Source organism: Streptomyces sp. NPDC088147 (genome assembly GCF_044741565.1).
Taxonomy (GTDB): Bacteria; Actinomycetota; Actinomycetes; order Streptomycetales; family Streptomycetaceae; genus Streptomyces.
This window is the reverse complement of sequence record NZ_JBIUSY010000008.1, coordinates 279511-301376: the sequence shown is the minus strand read 5'-3', so window position 1 is coordinate 301376 and position 21866 is coordinate 279511. Positions and strand designations below refer to the sequence as shown.

Annotated in this window: 21 protein-coding genes; 6 read left to right on the top strand and 15 right to left on the bottom strand. The window is 71.3% G+C overall.

The features are described 5' to 3' along the window. Positions 1 to 189: 189 nt before the first annotated feature. The 4 genes from ACIOGX_RS27540 to ACIOGX_RS27525 all read left to right on the top strand — a co-directional run bounded on the left by ACIOGX_RS27540 (position 190) and on the right by ACIOGX_RS27525 (position 4725). A complete protein-coding gene (locus ACIOGX_RS27540; RefSeq protein WP_356513331.1) occupies positions 190 to 1227 on the top strand; it encodes a sugar ABC transporter permease in 1038 nt (345 codons plus the stop codon). 19 nt (positions 1228 to 1246) lie between these two features. Further along, entirely contained in the window at positions 1247 to 2173 is a 927-nt protein-coding gene (locus tag ACIOGX_RS27535; RefSeq protein WP_356513333.1) for a carbohydrate ABC transporter permease, read from the top strand. Positions 2174 to 2323: 150 nt separating this feature from the next. Next, positions 2324 to 3772, top strand: a complete 1449-nt coding sequence (locus tag ACIOGX_RS27530) for a GH1 family beta-glucosidase (protein ID WP_401917167.1) — start codon at positions 2324 to 2326, stop codon at positions 3770 to 3772. Positions 3773 to 3894: 122 nt separating this feature from the next. After that, positions 3895 to 4725, top strand: coding sequence for an aldo/keto reductase (locus ACIOGX_RS27525; RefSeq protein WP_356513337.1), 831 nt, complete (start codon positions 3895 to 3897; stop codon positions 4723 to 4725). 95 nt (positions 4726 to 4820) lie between these two features. Here the strand turns inward: ACIOGX_RS27525 and hypE are convergent, their stop codons facing one another. The 6 genes from hypE to ACIOGX_RS27495 all read right to left on the bottom strand — a co-directional run bounded on the left by hypE (position 4821) and on the right by ACIOGX_RS27495 (position 11313). Continuing rightward, entirely contained in the window at positions 4821 to 5810 is a 990-nt protein-coding gene (hypE, locus tag ACIOGX_RS27520; RefSeq protein WP_356513754.1) for a hydrogenase expression/formation protein HypE, read from the bottom strand. A gap of 118 nt (positions 5811 to 5928) precedes the next feature. Then, positions 5929 to 7071 carry a hydrogenase formation protein HypD gene (gene hypD, locus ACIOGX_RS27515; protein WP_401917164.1) on the bottom strand — a complete coding sequence of 381 codons (1143 nt, stop codon included), beginning with the start codon at positions 7069 to 7071 and terminating at the stop codon, positions 5929 to 5931. An 82-nt stretch (positions 7072 to 7153) separates the two neighbouring features. Further along, the gene (locus tag ACIOGX_RS27510; RefSeq protein ID WP_401917161.1) at positions 7154 to 7519 is read right to left on the bottom strand and encodes a HypC/HybG/HupF family hydrogenase formation chaperone; all 366 of its coding nucleotides are present in this window, start codon (positions 7517 to 7519) and stop codon (positions 7154 to 7156) included. A gap of 65 nt (positions 7520 to 7584) precedes the next feature. Then, positions 7585 to 10047, bottom strand: a complete 2463-nt coding sequence (gene hypF, locus ACIOGX_RS27505; RefSeq protein WP_401917158.1) for a carbamoyltransferase HypF — start codon at positions 10045 to 10047, stop codon at positions 7585 to 7587. Beyond that, entirely contained in the window at positions 10044 to 10907 is an 864-nt protein-coding gene (gene hypB, locus ACIOGX_RS27500) for a hydrogenase nickel incorporation protein HypB (RefSeq protein ID WP_401917155.1), read from the bottom strand. Before hypB ends, hypF begins: the two co-directional genes overlap by 4 nt. Continuing rightward, the gene (locus tag ACIOGX_RS27495; RefSeq protein ID WP_401917152.1) at positions 10891 to 11313 is read right to left on the bottom strand and encodes a hydrogenase maturation nickel metallochaperone HypA; all 423 of its coding nucleotides are present in this window, start codon (positions 11311 to 11313) and stop codon (positions 10891 to 10893) included. The genes hypB and ACIOGX_RS27495 overlap by 17 nt, the downstream gene beginning before the upstream one ends. A gap of 149 nt (positions 11314 to 11462) precedes the next feature. Between ACIOGX_RS27495 and ACIOGX_RS27490 the strand changes: the two genes are divergently transcribed. Continuing rightward, the gene (locus ACIOGX_RS27490; RefSeq protein ID WP_356513349.1) at positions 11463 to 11861 is read left to right on the top strand and encodes a helix-turn-helix transcriptional regulator; all 399 of its coding nucleotides are present in this window, start codon (positions 11463 to 11465) and stop codon (positions 11859 to 11861) included. Positions 11862 to 11950: 89 nt separating this feature from the next. Here the strand turns inward: ACIOGX_RS27490 and ACIOGX_RS27485 are convergent, their stop codons facing one another. The 8 genes from ACIOGX_RS27485 to ACIOGX_RS27450 form a co-directional block, all read right to left on the bottom strand. Then, positions 11951 to 12109 (bottom strand): DUF6893 family small protein, encoded by a 159-nt coding sequence (locus ACIOGX_RS27485; protein WP_165371973.1) that lies wholly within the window; start codon positions 12107 to 12109, stop codon positions 11951 to 11953. Between the two features lie 5 nt (positions 12110 to 12114). Further along, a complete protein-coding gene (locus ACIOGX_RS27480; RefSeq protein WP_401917148.1) occupies positions 12115 to 12681 on the bottom strand; it encodes a hydrogenase maturation protease in 567 nt (188 codons plus the stop codon). A gap of 1 nt (position 12682) precedes the next feature. Next, the gene (locus ACIOGX_RS27475; protein WP_401917146.1) at positions 12683 to 14299 is read right to left on the bottom strand and encodes a hypothetical protein; all 1617 of its coding nucleotides are present in this window, start codon (positions 14297 to 14299) and stop codon (positions 12683 to 12685) included. Next, a complete protein-coding gene (locus ACIOGX_RS27470; RefSeq protein WP_356513355.1) occupies positions 14296 to 14934 on the bottom strand; it encodes a DUF6084 family protein in 639 nt (212 codons plus the stop codon). The genes ACIOGX_RS27475 and ACIOGX_RS27470 overlap by 4 nt, the downstream gene beginning before the upstream one ends. After that, positions 14931 to 15572 (bottom strand): DUF5947 family protein, encoded by a 642-nt coding sequence (locus tag ACIOGX_RS27465; RefSeq protein ID WP_356513756.1) that lies wholly within the window; start codon positions 15570 to 15572, stop codon positions 14931 to 14933. Before ACIOGX_RS27465 ends, ACIOGX_RS27470 begins: the two co-directional genes overlap by 4 nt. 116 nt (positions 15573 to 15688) lie before the next feature. Continuing rightward, the gene (locus tag ACIOGX_RS27460) at positions 15689 to 16639 is read right to left on the bottom strand and encodes a NifU family protein (protein WP_401917144.1); all 951 of its coding nucleotides are present in this window, start codon (positions 16637 to 16639) and stop codon (positions 15689 to 15691) included. A 57-nt stretch (positions 16640 to 16696) separates the two neighbouring features. Next, positions 16697 to 18478 carry a nickel-dependent hydrogenase large subunit gene (locus tag ACIOGX_RS27455; RefSeq protein ID WP_356513359.1) on the bottom strand — a complete coding sequence of 594 codons (1782 nt, stop codon included), beginning with the start codon at positions 18476 to 18478 and terminating at the stop codon, positions 16697 to 16699. Between the two features lie 147 nt (positions 18479 to 18625). Continuing rightward, positions 18626 to 19714, bottom strand: a complete 1089-nt coding sequence (locus ACIOGX_RS27450) for a hydrogenase expression protein HypE (protein WP_356513361.1) — start codon at positions 19712 to 19714, stop codon at positions 18626 to 18628. Positions 19715 to 20032: 318 nt separating this feature from the next. Here ACIOGX_RS27450 and ACIOGX_RS27445 point away from each other — a divergent pair, with 318 nt between their 5' ends. Continuing rightward, a complete protein-coding gene (locus ACIOGX_RS27445) occupies positions 20033 to 21613 on the top strand; it encodes a substrate-binding domain-containing protein (protein ID WP_401917140.1) in 1581 nt (526 codons plus the stop codon). On the opposite strand, the gene ACIOGX_RS27440 is transcribed toward ACIOGX_RS27445, so the two are convergent. Then, entirely contained in the window at positions 21607 to 21858 is a 252-nt protein-coding gene (locus ACIOGX_RS27440) for a hypothetical protein (RefSeq protein WP_383970385.1), read from the bottom strand. The genes ACIOGX_RS27445 and ACIOGX_RS27440 overlap by 7 nt on opposite strands. Positions 21859 to 21866 lie beyond the last annotated feature (8 nt).

The window sequence follows — 21866 nt, the reverse complement described above, 5'->3', positions numbered from 1 at the left end:
CGGCCCGACCGCGCGGCCGGTGGCCCGACGCCCCGGCCGCGCGCCCCGCCCGGCTCCGCCGTCCCCCTCCGGCCCCGCCGCCCTGCTGGTCCTGAGCCCTCGGTCCTGGGGCCTCTCCTCCCTGCGGCCCCTCCACCCTGTCTCCCCGCCTCGCCGTCCCACCGCATCACTCCACGGAAGGAAGCCCGCGTGGCCACCTCCACCCCGGCTGCCCCCACGGGCGGGCAGCCGCACCCCGCGCCGGCCCGGCCGCCCGGAAAGGGCGCCGGCTCGGAGCCGTCCCGTCAGGCGCGACGCACTCTCCTGCACCGCCTGGACCTCGGCACGGTGCCGTACGCCTTCATCGCCCCGTTCTTCCTGATCTTCGCCGCCTTCGGTCTCTATCCGCTCCTCTACACCTTCTGGATCTCGCTGCACCGGGTCGAGCTGTCCTCGATGGACACCCGGGAATGGCGGGGCCTCGCCAACTTCACGGAACTCTTCGAGGACGACCGGTTCTGGAACGCGCTGACGAACACCTTCACGCTCGGTGTCATCTCCACCGTCCCGCAGCTCCTGATGGCCCTCGGCCTGGCCCATCTGCTCAACTACCGGCTCCGTGGCTCGACGTTCTTCCGGGTCGCCGTCCTGACCCCGTACGCGACCTCCATCGGCGCCGCCGCCCTCGTCTTCACCATGCTGTTCGAGCGCGACTTCGGCATGATCAACTGGGGGCTCGGCCTCTTCGGTGTCGACAACGTCGACTGGGAGAGCCAGAAGTGGCCCGCCCAGCTCGCCATCTCCCTCATCGTGATCTGGCGCTGGACCGGCTACAACGCCCTGCTCTATCTGGCCGCCATGCAGGCGATACCCAGAGATCTCTACGAGGCCGCGGCCATCGACGGGGCCTCCCGCTGGCAGCAGTTCCGCACCGTGACCGTTCCGGGCATCAGCGCCACGATCATCTTCACGATCGTGCTCTCCACCATCGGCGCGACCCAGCTCTTCGGCGAACCGCTGATCTTCGGACAGGGCCCCAACGGCATCAGCGGCGGCGCCGACAACCAGTACCAGACGCTCGGTCTGCTGCTCTACGAAGAGGGCTGGAAGAACTACCAGATGGGGCGGGCCTCGGCGATCGCCTGGGCCATGTTCCTGATCCTCCTCCTCGTCTTCGTCCTCCAGCGCGTCCTCGCGCGCGTCACGTCCCGTACGTCCCGTACTCCTCGTACACCCCGTACGTCCTGACCAGGGAGCAGCAGGCCCCATGACCACCGATATCGCACAGGTACGGGCGGACGCCCGTGACCGGGCGCCCCATCCGCCGCCGCCCGTACAGCGCCGGTTCGGCCGCGTACTGCGTCCGGGCGCCGGCCGTCAGCACCACGCGGGACCCCTCGCGTATCTCCTGCTCGGCTTCGCCGCGCTGGTCTCCCTCTTCCCGCTCTACTGGACGATGGTGGCCGCCTCCACCGACAACACCCGTGTCTCCCAGACCCCGCCGCCGTTCCTGCCCGGCCCGAACCTGTTCACGAACCTCGGCACGGCGTGGCAGGACGCGGCGATGGGCCGGGCGATGGTCAACAGCCTGATCGTGGCCGGGGTGATCGCCCTCGCCACCGTCTTCTTCGCGACCCTCGCCGGCTTCGCCTTCGCCAAACTCCGCTTCAGGGGCCGCAACCTCCTGCTGATGCTGGTCATCGGCACGATGCTGGTGCCGCCGCAGCTCGGAGTCGTCCCGCTGTTCATGATGATGGCCGACCTCGGCTGGGGACAGTCACTGCCCTCCGTCATCTTCCCGACGCTGGTCAGCGCGGTCGGGGTGTTCTTCATGCGGCAGTATCTGAAGGAGGCCCTGCCGGACGAACTCATCGAGGCGGGACGGCTGGACGGGGCACACTCCCTGCGGATCTTCTGGAGCATCGTCCTGCCCATCGCCCGGCCCCCGATGGCCGTGCTGTTCATGATCACGTTCGTCCACGCCTGGAACGACTTCTTCTGGCCCTTCATCGCGCTGGACATGACGAACCCCACGGTCCCCGTGGCTCTCACCCAGCTCAGCGCCGGCTATGTCCGCGACCAGTCGGTGATCATGGCGGGCGCGCTGCTCGGCACGCTGCCGCTGCTGGCGATGTTCCTCGTCTTCGGCCGCCAGATCGTCGGCGGCATCATGCAGGGGGCCGTGAAGGGCTGACGGCCCGCCACCCCTCACCGCCGCACCCGCGCACACAACGAGCGCGCACACAACGCGCGCACATGCCGAGCGCACACGTTCCACGCGCACACCCTCCACACGCACACGCACCACGCACCACACCGTTCGATCTCTGCGGAAGGACCCTTCGTGGCCACCTCAGCACTTGACCCCGGGCGCGCCCTGGACCCCACGGCCCCCCTGGTCTTCCCGCCCGGCTTCCTCTGGGGCACCGCGACCGCCGCGTACCAGATCGAGGGCGCCGTCGCGGAGGACGGCCGTACGCCCTCCATCTGGGACGTGTACTCCCACACCCCGGGCAGGGTACGCAACGGCGACACCGGCGACATCGCCACCGACCACTACCACCGCTGGCGCGAGGACATCGAGATCATGTCCGGCCTGGGCGTCGGAGCGTACCGCTTCTCGGTGTCCTGGCCGCGGGTCCGGCCGACCGGCGCCGGGCCCGCGTCAGCGAAGGGGCTCGACTTCTACCGGCGGCTGGCCGACGGCCTGCTGGAGAAGGGGATCCAGCCCGTCGTCACGCTCTACCACTGGGATCTGCCGCAGGAGTTGGAGGACGCGGGCGGCTGGCCCGAGCGCGACACGGCCCACCGCTTCGCCGAGTACGCGGGGATCGTGGCCGACGCCCTGGGTGACCGGGTGACGACCTGGACCACCCTCAACGAGCCGTGGTGCAGCGCGTTCCTCGGCTACGGCTCGGGCGTCCACGCCCCCGGACGTACCGACCCGGCCGACTCCCTGCGGGCCGCGCACCATCTCAACCTCGGACACGGTCTCGCCGTCCAGGCGCTGCGCGCGCGGCTGCCCGCCACCGCGCAGGTGTCCGTCACGCTGAATCTGCACCATGTGAGGCCGTTGACGGAGAGCGCGGCCGACGCGGACGCCGTCCGCCGTATCGACGGCACCGCCAACCGGATCTTCACCGGCCCCATGCTGTCCGGGGCCTACCCGGCCGATGTCATGGAGGACACCGCGGGGATCACGGACTGGTCGTTCGTCCGGGACGGTGACACCGCGCTCATCCACCAGCCGCTCGACTTCCTCGGCGTCAACTACTACTCACCGACCCTGGTCTCCCACCACTCCGGCCCCGCCGTCCACGGCTCGGACGGACACGGCGCGAGCGACCACAGCCCCTGGCCCGGCGCGGACCACGTCGCCTTCCACCAGACACCGGGCGGCAGGACCGCCATGGGCTGGACGATCGACCCGGACGGCCTCTACGAACTGCTGATGCGGGTGCGCCGTGACCATCCGGACCTGCCGGTGATGATCACCGAGAACGGCGCGGCCTTCGACGACTACGCGCGCCCGGAGGGCGACGTACGCGACCCGGAACGCATCGCCTACCTGCGCGGACATCTCGCGGCCGTGCACCGCGCCATCGGATCGGGGGCGGACATCCGCGGCTACTTCCTCTGGTCGCTGCTCGACAACTTCGAGTGGGGGTACGGCTACAGCAGGCGCTTCGGCATGGTGTACGTGGACTACGCGACCCAGCGCCGCGTCCTCAAGTCCAGCGCGCGCTGGTACGCGGAGCTGACGCGCACCGGCACTCTCCCCGCGGGGGAGTAGCCCCACCGCACCCGGACGGGCCACGGTCGGCGCCGCGGTGACCGGCCGCGGCCCGCCGGGTCCGGCGGGCGGTCCCGTTCTACGCTGGACGGACCGGTACGCGCGAGGAAAGCGAGAGATCCGTGACCAGTACACCGGTCCACACGCTCAACGACGGAACCGCCCTGCCCGCCGTCGGTCTGGGCACCTATCCGCTCGACGACGACGCGTGCGAGAAGGCCGTCGCCGGCGCGCTGGCGCTCGGCTACCGGCTGATCGACACCGCGCTCAACTACCGCAACGAGACCGGCACCGGACGGGGTGTCGCGCGCGCCGGAGTGCCGCGCGAGGACATCGTCGTCACCACCAAGGTGCCGGGCCGGCACCACGGTTACGACGAGACCCTCGCCTCCTTCGAGGAGTCCCGCGCCAAGCTCGGCCTCGACTACGTGGATCTCTATCTCATCCACTGGCCGCTGCCGCGCGTGGACAAGTACGTCGATTCCTGGAAGGCCATGATCAAGCTCCGGGAGGACGGGCTCGTCCGGTCCATCGGAGTCTCCAACTTCACTCCGGCGCACATCGAGCGGCTGGAGGCGGAGACCGGTGTCCTGCCCTCGGTCAACCAGATCGAGATGCATCCGGACCTCCCCCAGGACGAACTGCGCGCCGTGCACGCGGCCAAGGGGATCCGTACCGAGAGCTGGAGTCCGCTCGGACGGGGCAGCCGGCTGCTGAAGGACCCCGAGACCGTGGCGATCGCCGAAGCGCACGGCGTCACCCCGGGGCAGGTGGTGCTCCGCTGGCACACCCAGCTCGGCGCCGTACCCATCCCGAAGTCGGCCGACCCCGGCCGTCAGCGGGAGAATCTGGACATCTTCGGGTTCGAGCTGACGGCCGGTGAACTGGACAGGATCTCGGCGGGTCCGCACCGCAGGCTCGGCGGCGACCCGGAGCACCACGAGGAGTTCTGACCGGCGGCGTGCGCGGCGGCCGGCCCCCGCCGTGTCCGGGCCGGCCGGTCCCGCCGTGTCCGGGCCGCGGCGCGCACCGGCGGATACGGGGCGCGTCAGCAGATACGGGGGAGCTGCTCACCCAGTGGCATGTCCACCACCCGGGTGCCGCCCAGACCGGTGTGCGCCACGACCATGCCGGGGTGGTCCGTCGTGCATGTGCCGATCACCACGGCCCCACGGCCCCGCGGATGCGCCCGCATGGCCGCCAGCACCTCGTCGGCGTGCTCCGGCGGTACGAACGCCACGAGCTTGCCCTCATTGGCGACATACAGCGGATCGAGGCCGAGGAAGGCACACGCGTTGGCGACGGAGCCGGGGACCGGAAGCGCCCGTTCCCGCAGGGTGATCCCCACCCCCGCCGCCGACGCGATCTCGTTGAGCGAGGTCGCGAGCCCGCCACGGGTCGGATCCCGCAGCACATGCAGATCGCGGCAGACGTTCAGCATGGCCTGGACGAGCGAGGCGAGCGGCGCCGTGTCGCTCACGATCTCCACCCCGAACTCCAGGCCCTCCCGGACGCTCATGATCGCCACGCCGTGCTCACCGATCGGACCGCTGACGATGACCACATCGCCGGGCGCGGCGCGGCGCGGGCGGATGTCGATCCCGTCCGGGATCAGCCCGATGCCCGCCGTGTTGATGAAGATCCCGTCGCCGTGCCCCGCGTCCACGACCTTGGTGTCACCCGTGGCGACGACCACGCCCGCGGCCCTGGCGGCCGCTCCGAGCGCCTCGGCCACCCGGCCGACCGTGGCGAGTTCGACGCCCTCCTCAAGGATGAACCCGCAGGACAGATAGGCGGGCGTGGCGCCCATCATGGCCAGGTCGTTGACCGTTCCGTTGACCGCGAGATCCCCGATACTGCCGCCCGGGAAGAACAGCGGGCGCACCACATACGAGTCGGTGGAGAACGCGAGCCGCACCCCGCCGAGGGTGACGGTCGCGGAATCGCCCAGCTCCGCGAGGACGTCGCCGCCGAACGCCGGTGCGAAGAGATGCTCGACCAGTTCGGCGGAGAGCTGTCCGCCGCCGCCGTGGCCCATCACGACCTTCGCGTGGTCACGGAGCGGGGCGGGACAGGTCCACCCGGAGAAGTCGGCGATGGCGGGCGGCGCTTCGGGCAGGACGGCGTCCGCCTCGGTCACCCGGACCCCGGTCGTCTCAGCCAAGGGAAGTCACCTCTTCGCGCGTACCGGCGGTGCCCGCCGCGTCCGGTGTCGCCAGCCTGCGGTACAGGTAGTACGCGGCGCAGGCGCCCTCGCTCGACACCATCGTGGCGCCGAGCGGATTGCGCGGGGTGCAGGTCGTACCGAACGCCTCGCACTGATGCGGTTTGATCAGCCCCTGGAGCACCTCACCACTGCGGCACTCCGTGGACTCCTCCGTATGCATCCCCGTCACCGAGAAGCGGTGCTCCGCGTCGTACTGCCGGTACGCGGGCGACAGCCGCCAGCCGCTGGCCGGGATCATGCCGATACCGCGCCAGGCCCGGTCGGTGACCTCGAAGACATCGGCCAGCATGGCCTGCGCGGCCGGGCTCCCCTCCGCCTGGACCGCGCGCGGATAGGCGTTCTCGACGGTGTGCTCGCCCGCCTCCAACTGCCGTACGGCACGCCGGATGCCCTCCAGGATGTCCAGCGGTTCGAAGCCCGTGACGACGATGGGGACGCGGTGCCGCTCGGCGAGTTCGGGATACTCACCGATCCCCATCACCGTGCAGACGTGCCCGGCGGCCAGGAACGCCTGCACGCGGCAGTCGGGCGAGTTCATGATCGCGTCGATCGCCGGGGGCACGCGTACGTGCGAGACCAGCAGGCTGAAGTTCTCGATGCCCAGCTTCCTGGCCTGGTAGACCGTCATGGCGTTGGGCGGCGCCGTCGTCTCGAACCCGATCCCGAAGAAGACCACCTGACGGTCCGGATTCCGCTGGGCGATCCTGAGCGCGTCGAGCGGGGAGTACACGACCCGTACGTCCCCGCCCTCGCTCTTGACCTTGAACAGATCACGGCCACTGCCGGGCACCCGCAGCATGTCGCCGAAGGAACAGAAGATCACATCGGGGCGGGAGGCGATCTCCAGCGCCTTGTCGATGGTGTCCAGCGGGGTCACACAGACCGGGCAGCCGGGGCCGTGGATGAGTTCGACGCCCTCGGGGAGCAGCTGGTCGATGCCATGGCGGATGATCGAATGGGTCTGGCCGCCGCAGACCTCCATCAGGGCCCAGGGCCGGGTGACGGTGGCGCGGATCTCGTCGAAGAGGCGCCGGGCCAGCTCGGGATCGCTGAACTCGTCGAGATACTTCATCGATTGGTCTCCTCCTTCAGGACGGGGGACTCAGGACGCGGGACGTGGGGCTCGGGGTACGGGACGCGGGGTACGGGCGCGCTCAGAGCCGGGGACTGAGGGGATCGGGGTCGGGGTCGGCGGGACCGGTCCGCGCCGGCCCCGGGGACGCCGGCGTGCCGGCCGGACGCTCGGCGCCCGCCTCCCGCGCGGCCCGCCCCCACGCGTCGCCGAACTCCTCCTCCAGAACGCCCAGACTCTCGAAGATCCGCAGTGTCTGCTTCGCGGACTCCTCGTCGAGCCGCTGGAGCGCGAAGCCGACATGGACGATCGCGTAGTCACCGATCTTCATCTCCGGCACGTACTCCAGGCAGACGTCCTTGATGACGCCGCCGAAGTCGACCTGGGCCATCCGGGTCCCGTCGCGCTCCTCGATCTCCAGCACTCTGCCGGGCACGGCAAGGCACATCGCTCCTCCTTCACGTCAAGCGGTGGTCAAGGGGTGGTCGGTCCGGCCGGAACCCGGCCGGTGGGTCAGTTCGGCCTCGTCCTGGCGGCGACCATCAACTGGCCGAGCGCCAGCCCGCCGTCGTTCGGCGGTACGGTGCGGTGCCGCAGCACGGTGAATCCGTCGCGCTCCAGCCGCTGCGCACAGCCGCTGGTCAGCAGGGCGTTGCAGAACACGCCGCCGGTCAGCGCGACGGTGGCCAGGCCGGTACGGTCACGGGCCGCCCGGCACACCTCGTGCACCAGCGAGACGACCGCGCCATGGAACCGGGCGGCCACCGTGCTCGCGTCCGCGCCCGCCCGCAGGTCCTCGACGGCGGCGGCCAGTACCGGCGCGGGGTCGGCCGGCAGTGGCGCCTCCCCCGGCCTCGGGGCGGCGGGCAGCCCGAACCGGTAGCCGGAGGACCGTATGTCCCCGGCCGCCGTCAGCGCCGCGTGCTCCAGCTCCATGGCCGCCTGGGCCTCGTACTCCACGCGATGGCACACCCCGGCGAGCGACGCGACGGCGTCGAACAGCCGTCCCATGCTGGAGGTGGGCACGCAGTTGATGCCCCGGTCGAGCTGACGCTCCAGCAGCCGCCGTTCGGCGGGCGGGCACGCGGTGACACACGGCAGCTCCTCGGACCAGGGCAGACCCGCCGCCCGCAGATGGGAGAGCGCCATCCGGTACGGGTTGCGCACGGCAGCGTCGCCGCCCGGCAACGGCACATACGCGAGATGGGCGAACCGCCGGAAGCCGTCGTAGTCCGCGAGCAGCACCTCACCGCCCCACACCGCGCCGTCGTCGCCGTAGCCGGTGCCGTCGAAGGCCACACCGATCACCGGCGCCGAGCCGTCCAGGCCGTGTTCGGCCATCGCGGACGCCACATGCGCGTGGTGGTGCTGGACGCGGCGCACCGGGCGGCCCTCCGCGTGGCGGTCCGCCCACTGGCCCGAGCGGTAGCCGGGATGGCGGTCCGCGACGAGCACCCGGGGGGTGACCGAGGCCAGCTCGGAGAGCTGGCCCACCGCGCTCTCGAAGGCGGTCAGCGTCGCCAGGTCGTCCATGTCGCCGACATGCGCGGACAGCCACGCGTACCGGCCCTCCGCGACACAGAAGGTGTTCTTCAGATCCCCGCCGACGGCGAGCGCGGGCTCCACCGCGACGGGCAGGACGACCGGCAGCGGCGCGTAGCCGCGGGAGCGCCGTACGGGCAACTCCTGCCGCGCGCACACCCGTACCACCGAGTCGTCGCACGGCACCCGCACCGGCCGGTCGTGCGTCAGCCAGGCGTCCGCGAGACCGTCCAGCCGGACCAGCGCCTCCTCGTCATCGGTGACGATGGGTTCGCCGGAACGGTTTCCGCTGGTCATCACGAGCACGGGCGGGCCGGCCGGATCACCGGGCAGGCCCAGCAGCAGATGATGTACGGGCGTGTACGGCATCAGCACCCCGAGATCGGGACTGCCGGGCGCGACACCGTCCGTGACGAGGGACCGCGACCCGTATCCGGCCCTGCCCCGGGACCCGGACCCGGCTCCCGACCCGGAACCGTCACGGCGCCGCAGCAGGACGACGGGCCTGCGCCGGCCGAGCAGCAGATCACGCTCCAGCGGGCTGGTGAAGACGAGGCGCTCCACCGTCTCCAGCGAACCGGCCATCACGGCGAACGGCTTCGCGCCACGGTTCTTGCGCGTACGCAGCGTCTGTACGGCGGCGGGGTCGGAGGCGTCGCAGGCGAGGTGATAGCCGCCGAGCCCCTTCACCGCGACGACCGCTCCCGCGGCCAGCAGCCGGCGCGCCCCGGCCAGGGCGTCCTCACCGGTCGGACGCGGGCCGGTGGACCCCCGGGTGACGAGCGTGAGCCGGGGACCGCAGGCGTGGCAGGCGACGGGCTGGGCATGGAAGCGCCGGTCGGCGGGGTCTGCGTACTCGCGCGCGCAGTCGGCGCAGAGCGGGAAGCCGGCCATGGTGGTCAACGCCCGGTCGTACGGCAGTCCGGTCACCACGGTGAACCGGGGGCCGCAGTGGGTGCAGCTGATGAACGGATGGCGGTAGCGGCGGTCGCCCGGGTCGGCCAGTTCCGACAGACAGTCGTCACAGGTCGCCATGTCGGGGGAGACGAGGGTGCGGCCACTGCCGCCCGCCGAGGGGCGGATGGTGAACCCGCTGCCGCCCGCGGTCGGTACGGTCCTGAGCTGGACGGATTCGACGACGGCCAGCGGGGGAGCGTCGGAGGTGAGCCGCCGGCAGAACGCCGCCACGTCGGGGAGCGCCCCCTCCACCTCCGTCTCGACACCGTCCGCGTTGTTCGTGACCCAGCCGGTCAGGCCCAGTTCGCCGGCGAGCGCGTACACGAACGGGCGGAAGCCGACGCCCTGGACGACCCCGCGTACGACGACACTCCGGCGTTCGAGGGAGGCGCGCCGCTCCCCCGGGGGAGCGGCGGCGCTGTCGGTGTCGGTGCCCGCGTCGGTGTCGGTGCCGGTGTCGGTCACGGGTCGGCTCATGGCGCGTCTGCCGCTCCGGGGACGGGGACGGGGGCCGCGGCCGGGTGTTCGTGGGGATGGCCGTCCTCGTGCCCCTCGTGCGTATGGCCGTCCTCGTGCTCCCCGTGGTCCGCGTGCTCCCCGTGGGAATGGCCGTCCTCGTCGCCGTGATGGTGGTGCAGATACCGCTCGTGCTGATGCGCGAGCACCGGCCGGTGGACGGGGGCCCCGTCGGCGACCCCGAGGATCAGGGCCAGCAGTTCGTCCACCCCCGCGCCGGTTCGCGCCGAGGTCTCCAGCACCGGCACCCCCGGATTCACCTGCCGCACATTGCGGTGGAACGCCGCCGCGTCGAACTCGACGGCCTCCGCGATGTCCGTCTTGGTGATGACCACGAGATGGGCGAGGCCGAACGCCGTCGGGTACTTGAGCGGTTTGTCCTCGCCCTCGGTCACCGAGCCCAGTACGATCCGCAGGCTCTCCCCGAGGTCGTAGGAGGCGGGGCAGACCAGGTTGCCGACGTTCTCCACGAAGAGCACCCGGGTGTCCCGCGGCAGCCAGCCGTCCAGACGCGCCCGGAGCATCCCGGCCTCCAGATGGCACAGCCCGTCCGTGAGCACCTGTTTGACCGGCGCACCGGCGCGGGCGAGCCGCCGCGCGTCGTTCTCGGTGGCCAGGTCGGCGGTCACCGCGGCGACGGCGGTGCCCCCGGCGACGGCCCGCGCGAGCAGCACCTCCAGCAGCGCCGTCTTGCCGCTGCCGGGACTGGACAGCAGATTCACCTCCGTCGTTCCACGGGCGGCGAGATGTTCGCGCAACTCCACGGCACTGGCGTCGTTCTTGGCCAGCACGGCTTGACGCAGATCAACCACTCGGCACATGGGTTGCCTCCTCGGGCGTATCCCGATCGTCACCGCTGACCGGGTCCGGCGCATCCGAGGGATCCGTGAGGACGACCTCGGCGATCTCCAGCTCCCGTCCCGACAGCAGTTCGCCGAGCGGGCGCGCGCAGTCGACGCACCACAGCATCGGCGGCACGCCGGTGTCACTCTCCCGGCCGCAGCCTTCGCAGCGGGCGCGGCCGGGGACGGTCTCCACCTCCAGCCGGGCCCCGGCGAGGACCGTTCCCTCGCTCGCCAGCCCGAAGGAGAACCGGAGCGCCTCCGGCACCACACCCGCCAGCTCGCCGATCCGCAGCCGCAGCGCGAGGACGCGATCGCCGCCGTTGGTACGGACGGCTTCCTCCACCTGGGCGACCACGGCGGTGGCGATGGACAGTTCATGCACGGCTCTCACCTCGTCGAGGAGTCCTGTCGGGTCCTGCGGTCCGCTGCCGCGCCGACGGATGACGGCTGGCCCGGCCGGTCCGGGCTGGTTAGCGTGGGAGAGGGCCACTGACCGCACCGTCGCCCGGCCACCCGCAGGAGATCGCCGCCATGACGACGCACGACACAGAACGCCGGGCGCTGATGACCCCCGTCATCCTGCTGCTGCTCTCCGAACGGCCAGGACACGGGTACGAACTGACGCAGCGGCTGGGCGCGTTCGGCTGGGCCGAGGCCGAGTCCGCGCATGTCTACCGGCTGCTGCGCGGCATGGAGAAGTGCGGCCAGATCTCGTCCCAGTGGCGGGCGTCCGCCTCCGGACCGGCCCGCCGGGAGTACGAGATCACCGCGGCCGGGGCGATGAGCCTGGCGCTGTGGTTCGTCCGGCTGGGGGAGCTGCACAGCACGCTGCACCTGTTCCTGGAGCGCTATGCGCAGCTGAACGGTCCGGATCTCGCGGGGAGCGACGCCGACGCACAGCCGCTGTCCGGGCACCGGCCCGCCACGTGATCCGGCCGGCACCCGACCCCGACCCGGCGGCTGATCCGAGCGCCGGCTGATCCGCCGGCACCGGCGACCTCCCACCCGCCCGTCACCGCTCACATGCGCCGCATGCGCAGATAGCGGCGCAGGTCGGGCACGGATTTCGCCGTCTCGTAGGCCACTCCGGCCATGACCACCCCGGCGCAGACCCACAACCAGGTCAGATCCGTGTCCCTGGCGTGGTCCATCCCCTTCATCGGACGTGTCGTGTGCATGAAACTCATCTCCTTCGGTGTGCCGTGCCGTCGACCGCGCCCGGCGGGCGCCGTACGAGGTCGAGTACGAGGTCCGCCGCCGGTCCGACGGCGGCGGCCACCGGCTCGCTCAGCCCGATGCCCTCCTCGGCGGAGAGCGGCTGGCAGCCGACCACCTGGACGTGTTCGGGGAGCGTGCCGCCCGCCCCGGCGTGCAGATCGCCGACCAGCCGGAGCACCGCCGCCGGGTCCATGCCGTGCCCGTCCAGCCGGGCGGGCGGCGCCCCTTCCGGCGAGGCGCCCGCCGGGTCCACCTCGATCACATAGACCGTGCCAGGGGGAGCGCCGCGGTCGACCGTGTCGACCAGGACGAGCCTGCGGTAGCCGTCCAGCAGCCGGTAGGCGAGATGGACACCCCGGATGCCCGCGTCCATCAGATCGACCCCGGGCGGCAGCGGCCGGCCGGACAGCCTGCGGACGGCCTCGACGCCGAAGCCGTCGTCGCCGAGGAAGATGTTGCCGATGCCCGCGATCAGGGTCCTGCCGTGCGAACTGTCCGGCAGTGGTACGGAGACGGAGTCCGTGGCGGCCATGTCACACCCCTCCTTCGCCGTCCCGGGCGGGGGCCCGCGCGGGCTCCGGCAGGGGATCCACCTCGTCGGGGCGGAAGTAGAGGAACCGGCCCTGCTCGCGCCGTACGTCGATGCCGGGATCCCCGTCCACGGTGACCGCGATATGGGTCTCGCCGTCGAAGTCCTCCAGCACCGCCTCGACCGTCGCCGCGCGGCCCGTGAGGAAGATGTCCTGGGCGTCGGACCTGCGCGGTCCCGGCTGGAGCAGCACTCTGCTTCCGGCGCCGAGCGCCTGCCCGTCGACGGTGACCGTGCCCCCGCCGGGCGCCGGTGCCGAGTCCCGGGCGGGGTCCCACCAGGGCAGTCCCGGGCCGGTGGGCAGCCGGAGCCCGGCCGGGAGGGGAGCGGCGGACGGCTCCACGACGGTCAGGTCGATCCCGCCGTCGTCGGACGACAGGTCGATCCCGCCGTCGTCGGACGAGGGCCGCGCACCGTCCGAGGACCGTGCCCCGCCCGGGGCGTCACCGGCCGTCGTACGGCGGCCTTCCCGCCCGCCCGTCGTCCCGCCCGTCGACTCGCCGGTCACCTCCCGCAGTCCGCGGATCGCGCCGTGCAGCCGCTCCATCACCTCGGCCGGCATGCCGTCCACCAGATCGATCACCTCGGCGGCACGGGCGTCCGTCCCGCGCGCCTCGCGCTTCTCCCGTTCGGTGAGCGCGGCCGTACGCAGCGAGAGGATCTCGTCGATCTCGGTGGCGTCGTACAGCGGTCCCGGGCTCTCCGCCGCGACCTCGGGGTGGTCGTCGAGGATGATCGGCGAGGACAGCATGACCTCGTCCCGGCCCTCCGCGCAGGCCAGCACCGGCCAGGTGTGTTCGTTGCGGCAGGTGCGTGCCGCGGGGGCGGCCCACTCCGGCGGGTCCGCCATCGACAGGAACCGCCCGCCGGGCAGCCCCAGCAGCAGATGCGCCCCGATCAGACTGTGCGGCAGCGCGCGTTCGCGGTCGCCGGTCTCCTGCGGACCGGGCGTCCAGGCCGACACATTGCGTACGGTCGCGGTCAGCCGCAGCGCCCCGTACGGACCGGGCAGCGGCTCGGTGGTGAGCCGGATCTCGCCCGCCAGCGGCCGGGTGTGGCGTACCAGACGTCCGACGAGCCCGGCCGCACCGTCGTACACCGGCTCGTGCTCCACCCCGCCGGGCAGTTCGAACCGCCGCGTGTGCCCCTCCCCGGTGAGCCGGTCGAGCGGCACGTCGAGTGCGACGCGCTCCTCCTCGCCCTCGTCCCAGGGCACCAGGACCCGGTCGGGCAGGTCGAGTTCGGCCACCTCGGTCCAGCTCTCGCCGTCCGGCGACAGCCGCTCGACCGAACGGCGGCGCACCTGGAGGAACCGCAGCTCCACCAGGAGCCGGTCGGCGCGGCGGGGCTCCAGGAGGCACTCCGTACGCTGCCAGGTGTGCTCGCCGCCCGCGTCCTGCCAGGCCGGCGGCACCAATACGCCGAACTGCCAGCGCAGTTGGTTCTTCCGCGCGGAGGCACGGTACGGATACAGCACATACCCCTCGAACAGCAGCGCGTCCGCGACCCGGCGGGCCTCGGTGAAGCCCGCCGTCACCCGTTCCACGGTGTCCCCGGTCATGGCTGCCCTCCTTCGGCGGTGCGCAGCAGCTCCTCGAAGACCCGCTCCCAGGAGGGCAGGGCCCGCTCCGAGCGGTAACGGCGCAGGGATTCCAGACAGTCGTCGCGTACCCGCAGCCAGCCGGAGCCGGGGAAGTACTGCTCGATCATGTTCTGCCAGACCTTGACCGGCATCCGGAAGCCGGTCTCCTTGTGCCAGGGGACCGGCTCCGCCGTGAAGCCGCGCTCACCGGTGAAGACCGTGCCGGAGAACAGCAGCAGGAGCGGGACCTCGCCGTCCGCGAGGGCGCGGAAGTACTTGGCGGACGCCACCTCCATGTCGTACGTACAGGGCACCGGCAGCTCGATCTCGGTGGCACCCGTGAAACCGGGCACGGTCACCGAGGCATGGGCGAACTGGAGCGGTTTGAGCGTGCTGCTCCACCGGTCGGGCTCCCCGAAGAGATCGCCGAGCATCTCCATCTCGACCGGGGTGTAACGACGTTGGACGGGTTCGATCCGGAGCTGGCAGCGCAGCGCCAGGGCGTGCACCCGCGCACCGCCGGCCGCCTCGATCCGCAGCCGGAACAGCAGGGTCGGGCCGGTGCCGTACGGCTCCGGCCGTACGTCGAGACAGGAGAACTCCAGCTCGGTCATGGGCCGTCCTCCTCCGCCGGGGGGCGTGCCGCGGCCCGGACCCGGGCGAAGAAGTCCGCCAGATCCGCGCGCGCCTCGGCGCCGCCGTCGAACCCCTGCCAGTGCAGCCGCATCCGGCCCACCAGCTCGTAACAGGCGTCGACCGGCACCAGATAGCACTCACCCGTGCCAAGTCCCTCCGCCTCGCGCTCGCGCCGGATCAGCAGCGCCTCGGTGTCGGGCCGCAGCAATGCCGCCAGCCGGCTGTGGCCGAGGACGTCGCGCCAGGTGTCCGGGTCCAGCTCGCTCTCCGTGGCGCCCGCCGGGCTGGGGTAGAACGCGGCCAGCCGGTCCAGCTCGGAGTTGCGGAAGAAGAAGGCGAGGCCGACCGGGATCTGGAGCCGGTTCCAGCTCTCCTCGTCCAGGGTGAAGTCCGGGTCCGCCAGATACCGGTCGGGCACCGCGCGGAAGTGGCCCGCGCCCGCGCCCGGCCGGGTGAACAGCAGATAGCAGCCGGTGCAGGCGCACATCAGCGACCGCTTACGGGTGTCGACCAGATGCCGGTGCTCACCGGACAGCGGCTCGGCGCACAGCTCGCACCGTTCCCGCGCGGGCGGCGGGCGGCGGGTGAAACCGCGCAGCCCGGACGGGCCCGACACGGCGGTCGGTCCGGTCGATCCGGTCTGTCTGGTTTGTTCGGTCGGTCCGCCCGAGGAGTGTTCCGCGGAGTGTTCCGACGTGACGGGGACGCCCCCCGCCGGGCCGGGCCGGGCCTTCATGGCCCCGTCCCCAGCAGGATGCCCGGCAGCGCCACCCGTACGGAGCCGTCCTCCTCCAGCAGCGGGACGGGCTCCAGATGGCCGCGCTCGCCCTGGCCGGCCCGGCGGATGTCGTACTCCGCCGCACAGGACGGACAGCGCAGCCGCTCGCCGTCGACCGCCGCCTCGCCCAGCCGGCCCGCACAGCCCGGACAGTGGTCGCGGTACGCGTACAGATTGCCGGGCAGCCGGACCAGCAGCAGCGGGGTGCCCGCGCTCCCGTACACGGCGGACTCGCCGTCGGCGAGCACCGGCAGCCCCGTCAGCGGCTGCCACTCGGCCGGAGCGCCCGCCGATCGGTCGGCGTGACCTGCGGCCATCTCACCGGCCGGCGTGTCCGGCGGGCCGTCCGGCGGGCGGGACATGATCTGGAGAAGCTCCGGTCCCGGCCGCTCCTCCGTCACACCCTCGACCTCCACCTTCGAGATCTCGGGCACGCGCCGGGCCACGGCCTCCTCGATCGTCCAGCGCACGGTCTGCGCGGAGGAAGGACAGCCGTCGCAGCTGCCCCGCAGCCGCAGCCGGAGGGTGAGTCCGTCCGCTCCCTCGTCGCCCTGCGGGTCGAGCCCGGCGATGTCCACATCGCCCGCGTGCGACCCCAGATACGGGCGGACCTCGTCCAGCGCCCGGCCCACCCGGGTCAGGGTGTCCTCGGGGTGGAGGTCGTGCAGCACCAGCAGTCCGCCGACGAGTTCGTCGCCGCCGAGCAGGGTCAGCGGGTCGGCGCCCTCCGGTGCGTCGCGCAGCAGCTCGACCACCCGGGCCAGACCGCTCCCGTAGAACTCGACGATGCTGTGCACGAGTTCGTCCGCGAGATCGCGCCCCGCGGGCCCCATCGATCTCCCGAGATCATCGAGCAGCGCGGCGATGTGCTCACCCGCCTGCTGCTCCTTGGCCGTTGCTGCCATGTCACGGTGCCTTTCCTCCGGTGGGGACGGCTCCGGGCGGGCCCGCGCCTGCGCGGATCAGCCGGCGAATCCGCTGAGCCCGGTGGGCATATGGGTCTCCTGGACGGTCCTGCCACCGCCGACGTACATATGGACGCCGCACGGCAGACACGGGTCGAAGCTGCGCACCGCCCGCATGATGTCGATGCCCTTGAACGACTCCGGGGGGTTCTCCTCGAAGATCGGTGTGTTCTGCACCGCGTCCTCGTACGGGCCCGGCGTGCCGTAGGAGTCACGCACACTGGCGTTCCACGGAGTGGGCGGGTACGGATGGTAGTTGGCGATCTTGCCGTCCCTGATCACCATGTGGTGGGAGAGCACACCGCGTACCGCCTCGGTGAAGCCGACGCCGATCGACTCGTCCGGCACCTCGAAGCTCTCCCAGGTCTGGGTGTGGCCCGTGCGGACCTCCTCCATCGCCCGCTCCGCGAAGTGCAGCGCGCAGGCGGCGGCGTACGCCTGGAAGTAGGTGCGCGCGCGGTTGCGCTCCAGGGCGTTGCTCCACTGGGGGATGCGCCACTCGAAGGTGGTCTCCGGTTTGGTCATGGTGCGCGGGAGGTTGATCTCGACGCTGTGCCCGGTCGAGCGCACATAGCCGAAGTCGACCAGCCCCGACAGCGCGGTGGACCAGAGCCGGGCGAGGGGTCCGCCGCCGGTGTCCAGCGCGAGATGGTCCGTACCGTCGAACCAGCGCGGGGACATCACCCAGCTGTACTTGTCCTCGAAGTTCCGCTTCTGCGGGGCCGGGATGGTGTGCTGGTTCCACGGATGACGCCCGTCCACCGGGTTGCCCAGCGGGTCGCGCTCGACGAACTTCTCCTGGCCCGCCCAGTCGTCGTAGTACGAGCTGCCGAGCAGGATCCGGATGCCGAGGTTGATGTCGACGAGGTCGTTGGTGATGAGCTTGCCGTCGACGATGATGCCCGGCGTGACGAACATGCGCCGTCCCCAGTCGGACATGTTCCGGTACGTGAAGTCGCAGTGCTCGGGGTCGTTGAAGGCGCCCCAGCAGCCCAGCAGTACCCGGCGCCGGCCGACCTCCTCGTACCCGGGCAGCGCCTCGTAGAAGAAGTCGAACAGATCGTCGTGGAGCGGGACGACGCGCTTCATGAACTCCACGTAGCGCGTCAGCCGGGTCAGGTAGTCCGTGAACAGCTGGATGGTGGCCACGGTTCCGACGCCGCCGGGGTAGAGCGTGGAGGGATGGACATGCCGCCCCTCCATCAGACAGAACATCTCCCGGGTCTCCCGGCTGACCTGGAGCGCCTCGCGGTAGAACTCGCCCTCCAGCGGGTTGAGCGAGCGCATGATGTCCGCGATGGTGCGGTAGCCGTGGTCGCCCGCGTGGGGGGCCTCGGTGCGCTCGGCCAGGTCCAGGACGCCGGGGTTGGTCTCGCGGACCATCTTCTCGCAGTAGTCCACGCCGACCAGGTTCTCCTGGAAGATGTTGTGGTCGAACATGTACTCCGCGGCCTCGCCGAGGTTGATGATCCACTCGCCGAGGTGCGGGGGCTTCACGCCGTACGCCATGTTCTGCGTGTACACCGAACAGGTCGCGTGGTTGTCACCGCAGATGCCGCAGATACGGCTGGTGATGAAGTGCGCGTCCCGGGGGTCCTTGCCCCGCATGAAGACGCTGTAGCCGCGGAAGACGGACGAGGTGCTGTAGCACTCCGCCACCCGCTTCTGCTTGAAGTCGATCTTCGTGTGGATCCCGAGGCTGCCCACAATCCGGGTGATCGGATCCCAGGACATCTCCATCAGGCCGTTGCTGTCCTCGGCTCGCTTCGTCGGCGCCATGGGGTGCGCACCTTTCCTCAACGGTGGGGGGACCGGATCACCAGGGGGAGGGGACCACGGGGTGGGACACGAGGCGGGGCGGTTCACCAGGGGCCGGTGCACCGCGGCCGGTTCACCGCACAGGGCGGTTCACCACGGGGGGGCGGTTCACCACGGGGGGTGGTAGCCGGTCAGGACCTTGTCGCCCTTGCGCCGCCACTTCGGTTCCTTGTCGACGGTCCTGGCCGTGACACCGCGCAGTTTGCGGATGACCTTGCCGTAGGCCCCGCTGGCCGCCGCCGACACATGACCGCCCGGTGGCTCGTCCATGAAGGGCATGAACTTGTCCGGGAAGCCGGGCATCGTGCAGGCGATACAGATGCCGCCGACGTTGGGGCAGCCGCCGACGCCGTTGATCCAGCCGCGCTTGGGGACGTTGCACTTGACGACCGGACCCCAGCAGCCCAGCTTCACCAGACACTGCGGTGAGCCGTACTCGGTCGCGAACTGGCCCTGCTCGTAGTAGCCGGCCCGGTCGCAGCCCTCGTGGACGGTCGCGCCGAACAGCCAGGTCGGGCGGAGCTGTTCGTCGAGCGGGATCATCGGCGCGGATCCGGCGGCCTGGTAGAGCAGGTACAGCAGCGTCTCCGACGCGTTGTCCGGGTGGACAGGACAGCCGGGGATGCAGACGATCGGGATGCCCGCCCCGGACTTCCAGTCCCAGCCCAGATAGTCGGGTACCCCCATCGCGCCGGTCGGGTTGCCCTCCATGGCGTGGATCCCGCCGTACGTCGCGCAGGTACCGATGGCCACGACGGCCAGCGCCTTGGGGGCGAGCCGGTCGATCCACTCGCTGGTGGTGATCGGCTGCCCGGTCTCGGGATCGTCGCCGAATCCGCACCAATAGCCTTCGCTCTTGATCGATTCGTTCGGAATGGATCCCTCGACGACCAGCACGAAGGGTTCGATCTCTCCGCGATCCGCCTTGAAGAACCATTCGATGAAATTGTCGGCGCCCTGTACCGGGCCGCATTCGAAATCGATCAGGGGCCAGTGCACGGCCACTTTGGGAAGTCCCGGGAGGGCTCCGAGGGCTATTTCCTCGATGCTCGGCTGGGTGGCCGCGGTGAGTGATACGGAGTCTCCGTCGCAGCTCAGACCCGCGTTGATCCAGAGGATATGGACCGTCGGGTCTTCTTTCTCGTTCTCTCCGCCGGGCGTCGCGCTGTCCTCGGAGACCGGTATGGCGGTATCCATCATCCCCTCCTCGCGGGAATCGGGGCGAGGCTTTCCGGGAGGGGTACGCACACGAGTGGCGAGCCTCTCCCACGAGCCTCCCTACCTGGATAGCGGAGGCGGGCCGCTTTCGGTAAGTGCGGGATGGTCCTATGAACCGGCCCACGGGCGGTGCCGCCCGGAGCCCGGGTCCCGCCCGAGCCCCGCTGAACCTTTGGCGAACAGCAGAGCACGGAGCGGCGAAGTCGGCGACCCGTCGCCCAAGGCGACCGTACGGTGACCGGACGATTTCGCTATCGGTCGCTTGTTCGAGTCCGTTTTCGAGGGGGGCGCACGGCCATGGAATGGCTCAGCGCGGAGAACATCATCGCCGTCGGTACCGCGGTCCTCGGTGTCGTCGCCTCACTGGGCGTGCTCTGGTACGAGCGGCGCGTACCGCGCCGCACCCGCATCGGCTACCGGGTCCAGCTGGACACCCCGGTGAGCAACGCGGAGCGCACCGGCCGCGCCGGGGTCAGGCTGGGTCTCTTCCAGGACAACCCGCATCTCTCCGATGCCACGCTCGTACTGCTGCGCATCGAGAACGACGGCTCCCAGAGCATCGCCGACGCCGACTACACCGGACGTGAACTCCACGGTCTGACGGTGGAGTTCAGCTCCCGCACCATCCGGGGCATCGCCGTCACCGCGCCGGGCGGCGCCGACCATCTGCTCGACCACTTCACCCCCTCCGCCGGGCTGCGCCACGCCGACGACAGCGTCTACCTGCCCCGGGTGCCGCTCAACCAGGGCCAGTACTTCAAACTGCTCGTCCTGCTCACCGGCGGGCGGGTCGGCGACGCGATACGCGTGACCGGTGGCATCAGGGACGGCGGGGTCTACCCGAACCGCGGTACGACCCCCGACGACACCCCGCCCCTGTTCAGCAGGGCGTCCCGGCTGATCATCGTCCTGCTGACCGTCTGTGTGGTCACACTCGCCTCGATCATCGTCGTACGCGACGACGTCCGGCCGCCGATGGGCTGCGCGAGGGGCGTGCTGACCATCACGGGCTCCACCGCCTTCAACCCGGTCGCCCGGGAACTCGCGGACAAGTACGAGAAGGACTGCGCCGGTTCCACCGTGCACGTCGACGCGCGCAGCAGCCGCGAGGGCATCCAGGAGCTGGACGAGCGCGGCGCCGCCGCGAAGGACGGCTCACCCGCGCTGATCGCGCTCTCCGACGGTCCCAAGACCGACGGCTTCCCCTGGCTGCGGGAGAATCCCGTCGCCGTCTCCGTCTACACCCTGGTCGTCAACGACTCCGTCGAGCTGCCCGGTCTGACGACCGATCAGGTCCGCCGGATCTACCGCGGTGACCTCACGCGATGGAACGCGCCCGGACTCGGCGGCCCCGATCTGCCCATCATTCTCGCCAGCCGGAAATCCGGCTCGGGGACCCGCGACATCTTCCAGCGCAGGGTCCTCGGCGGCGAGTTCGAGGAGGCCGACTCCTCGGCCGACTGCCGCGGCAAGGACGACCCGCGCGCCCGGGTCTTCCGCTGCGAACTCGACAGGACGGACCGGGTCCTGGCCACCGTCGCCGGCATCCCGGGGGCCATCGGATACACCGAGCTGCGCTCCGGCAGCATGCCGAAGGGGCTGCATCCGCTCAGTCTGGACGGACTGGCCGCCTCCGCCGACACCATCACCGAGAGCGCCTATCCGTTCCGGGAGGTCGAGTACGCGTACACCTACGGGAATCCGCCCGCCGACTCCCTCGTCTCCAGCTTCCTCAACTATCTGCTGCGCGGCAGCGGGCAGGACGTGGTCCGCACGCATGGCCATCTGCCGTGCTCCTCGCCGAAGGGGCGGAGCGTCTGCGCCGGAGGGGCCGCTGGAGAGAGCCCGGGTGCGCCCGCCGGCGCAGCCGCTCAGTGAAACTGCGGGACGATCAGATACAGGCCGTACGCGACCGCCGCCGCGCAGGCGAGGAAACAGACCGCCGCGACGGCCTTCGCCCCCGCGGTGGGCGGACGGACCCGGGCTCCGTCCCTGCGCCGGACGCCGTTCACGTCCCGCGGCGCCACGGCGCGTACGCCCAGCGAGAAGACGATCACGACCCCCACGGTGGCCCCGATGCTGACGAGGGCCACCTCCCCGAAGTCGTTCCAGTGCACAGCCATGCGGTCTG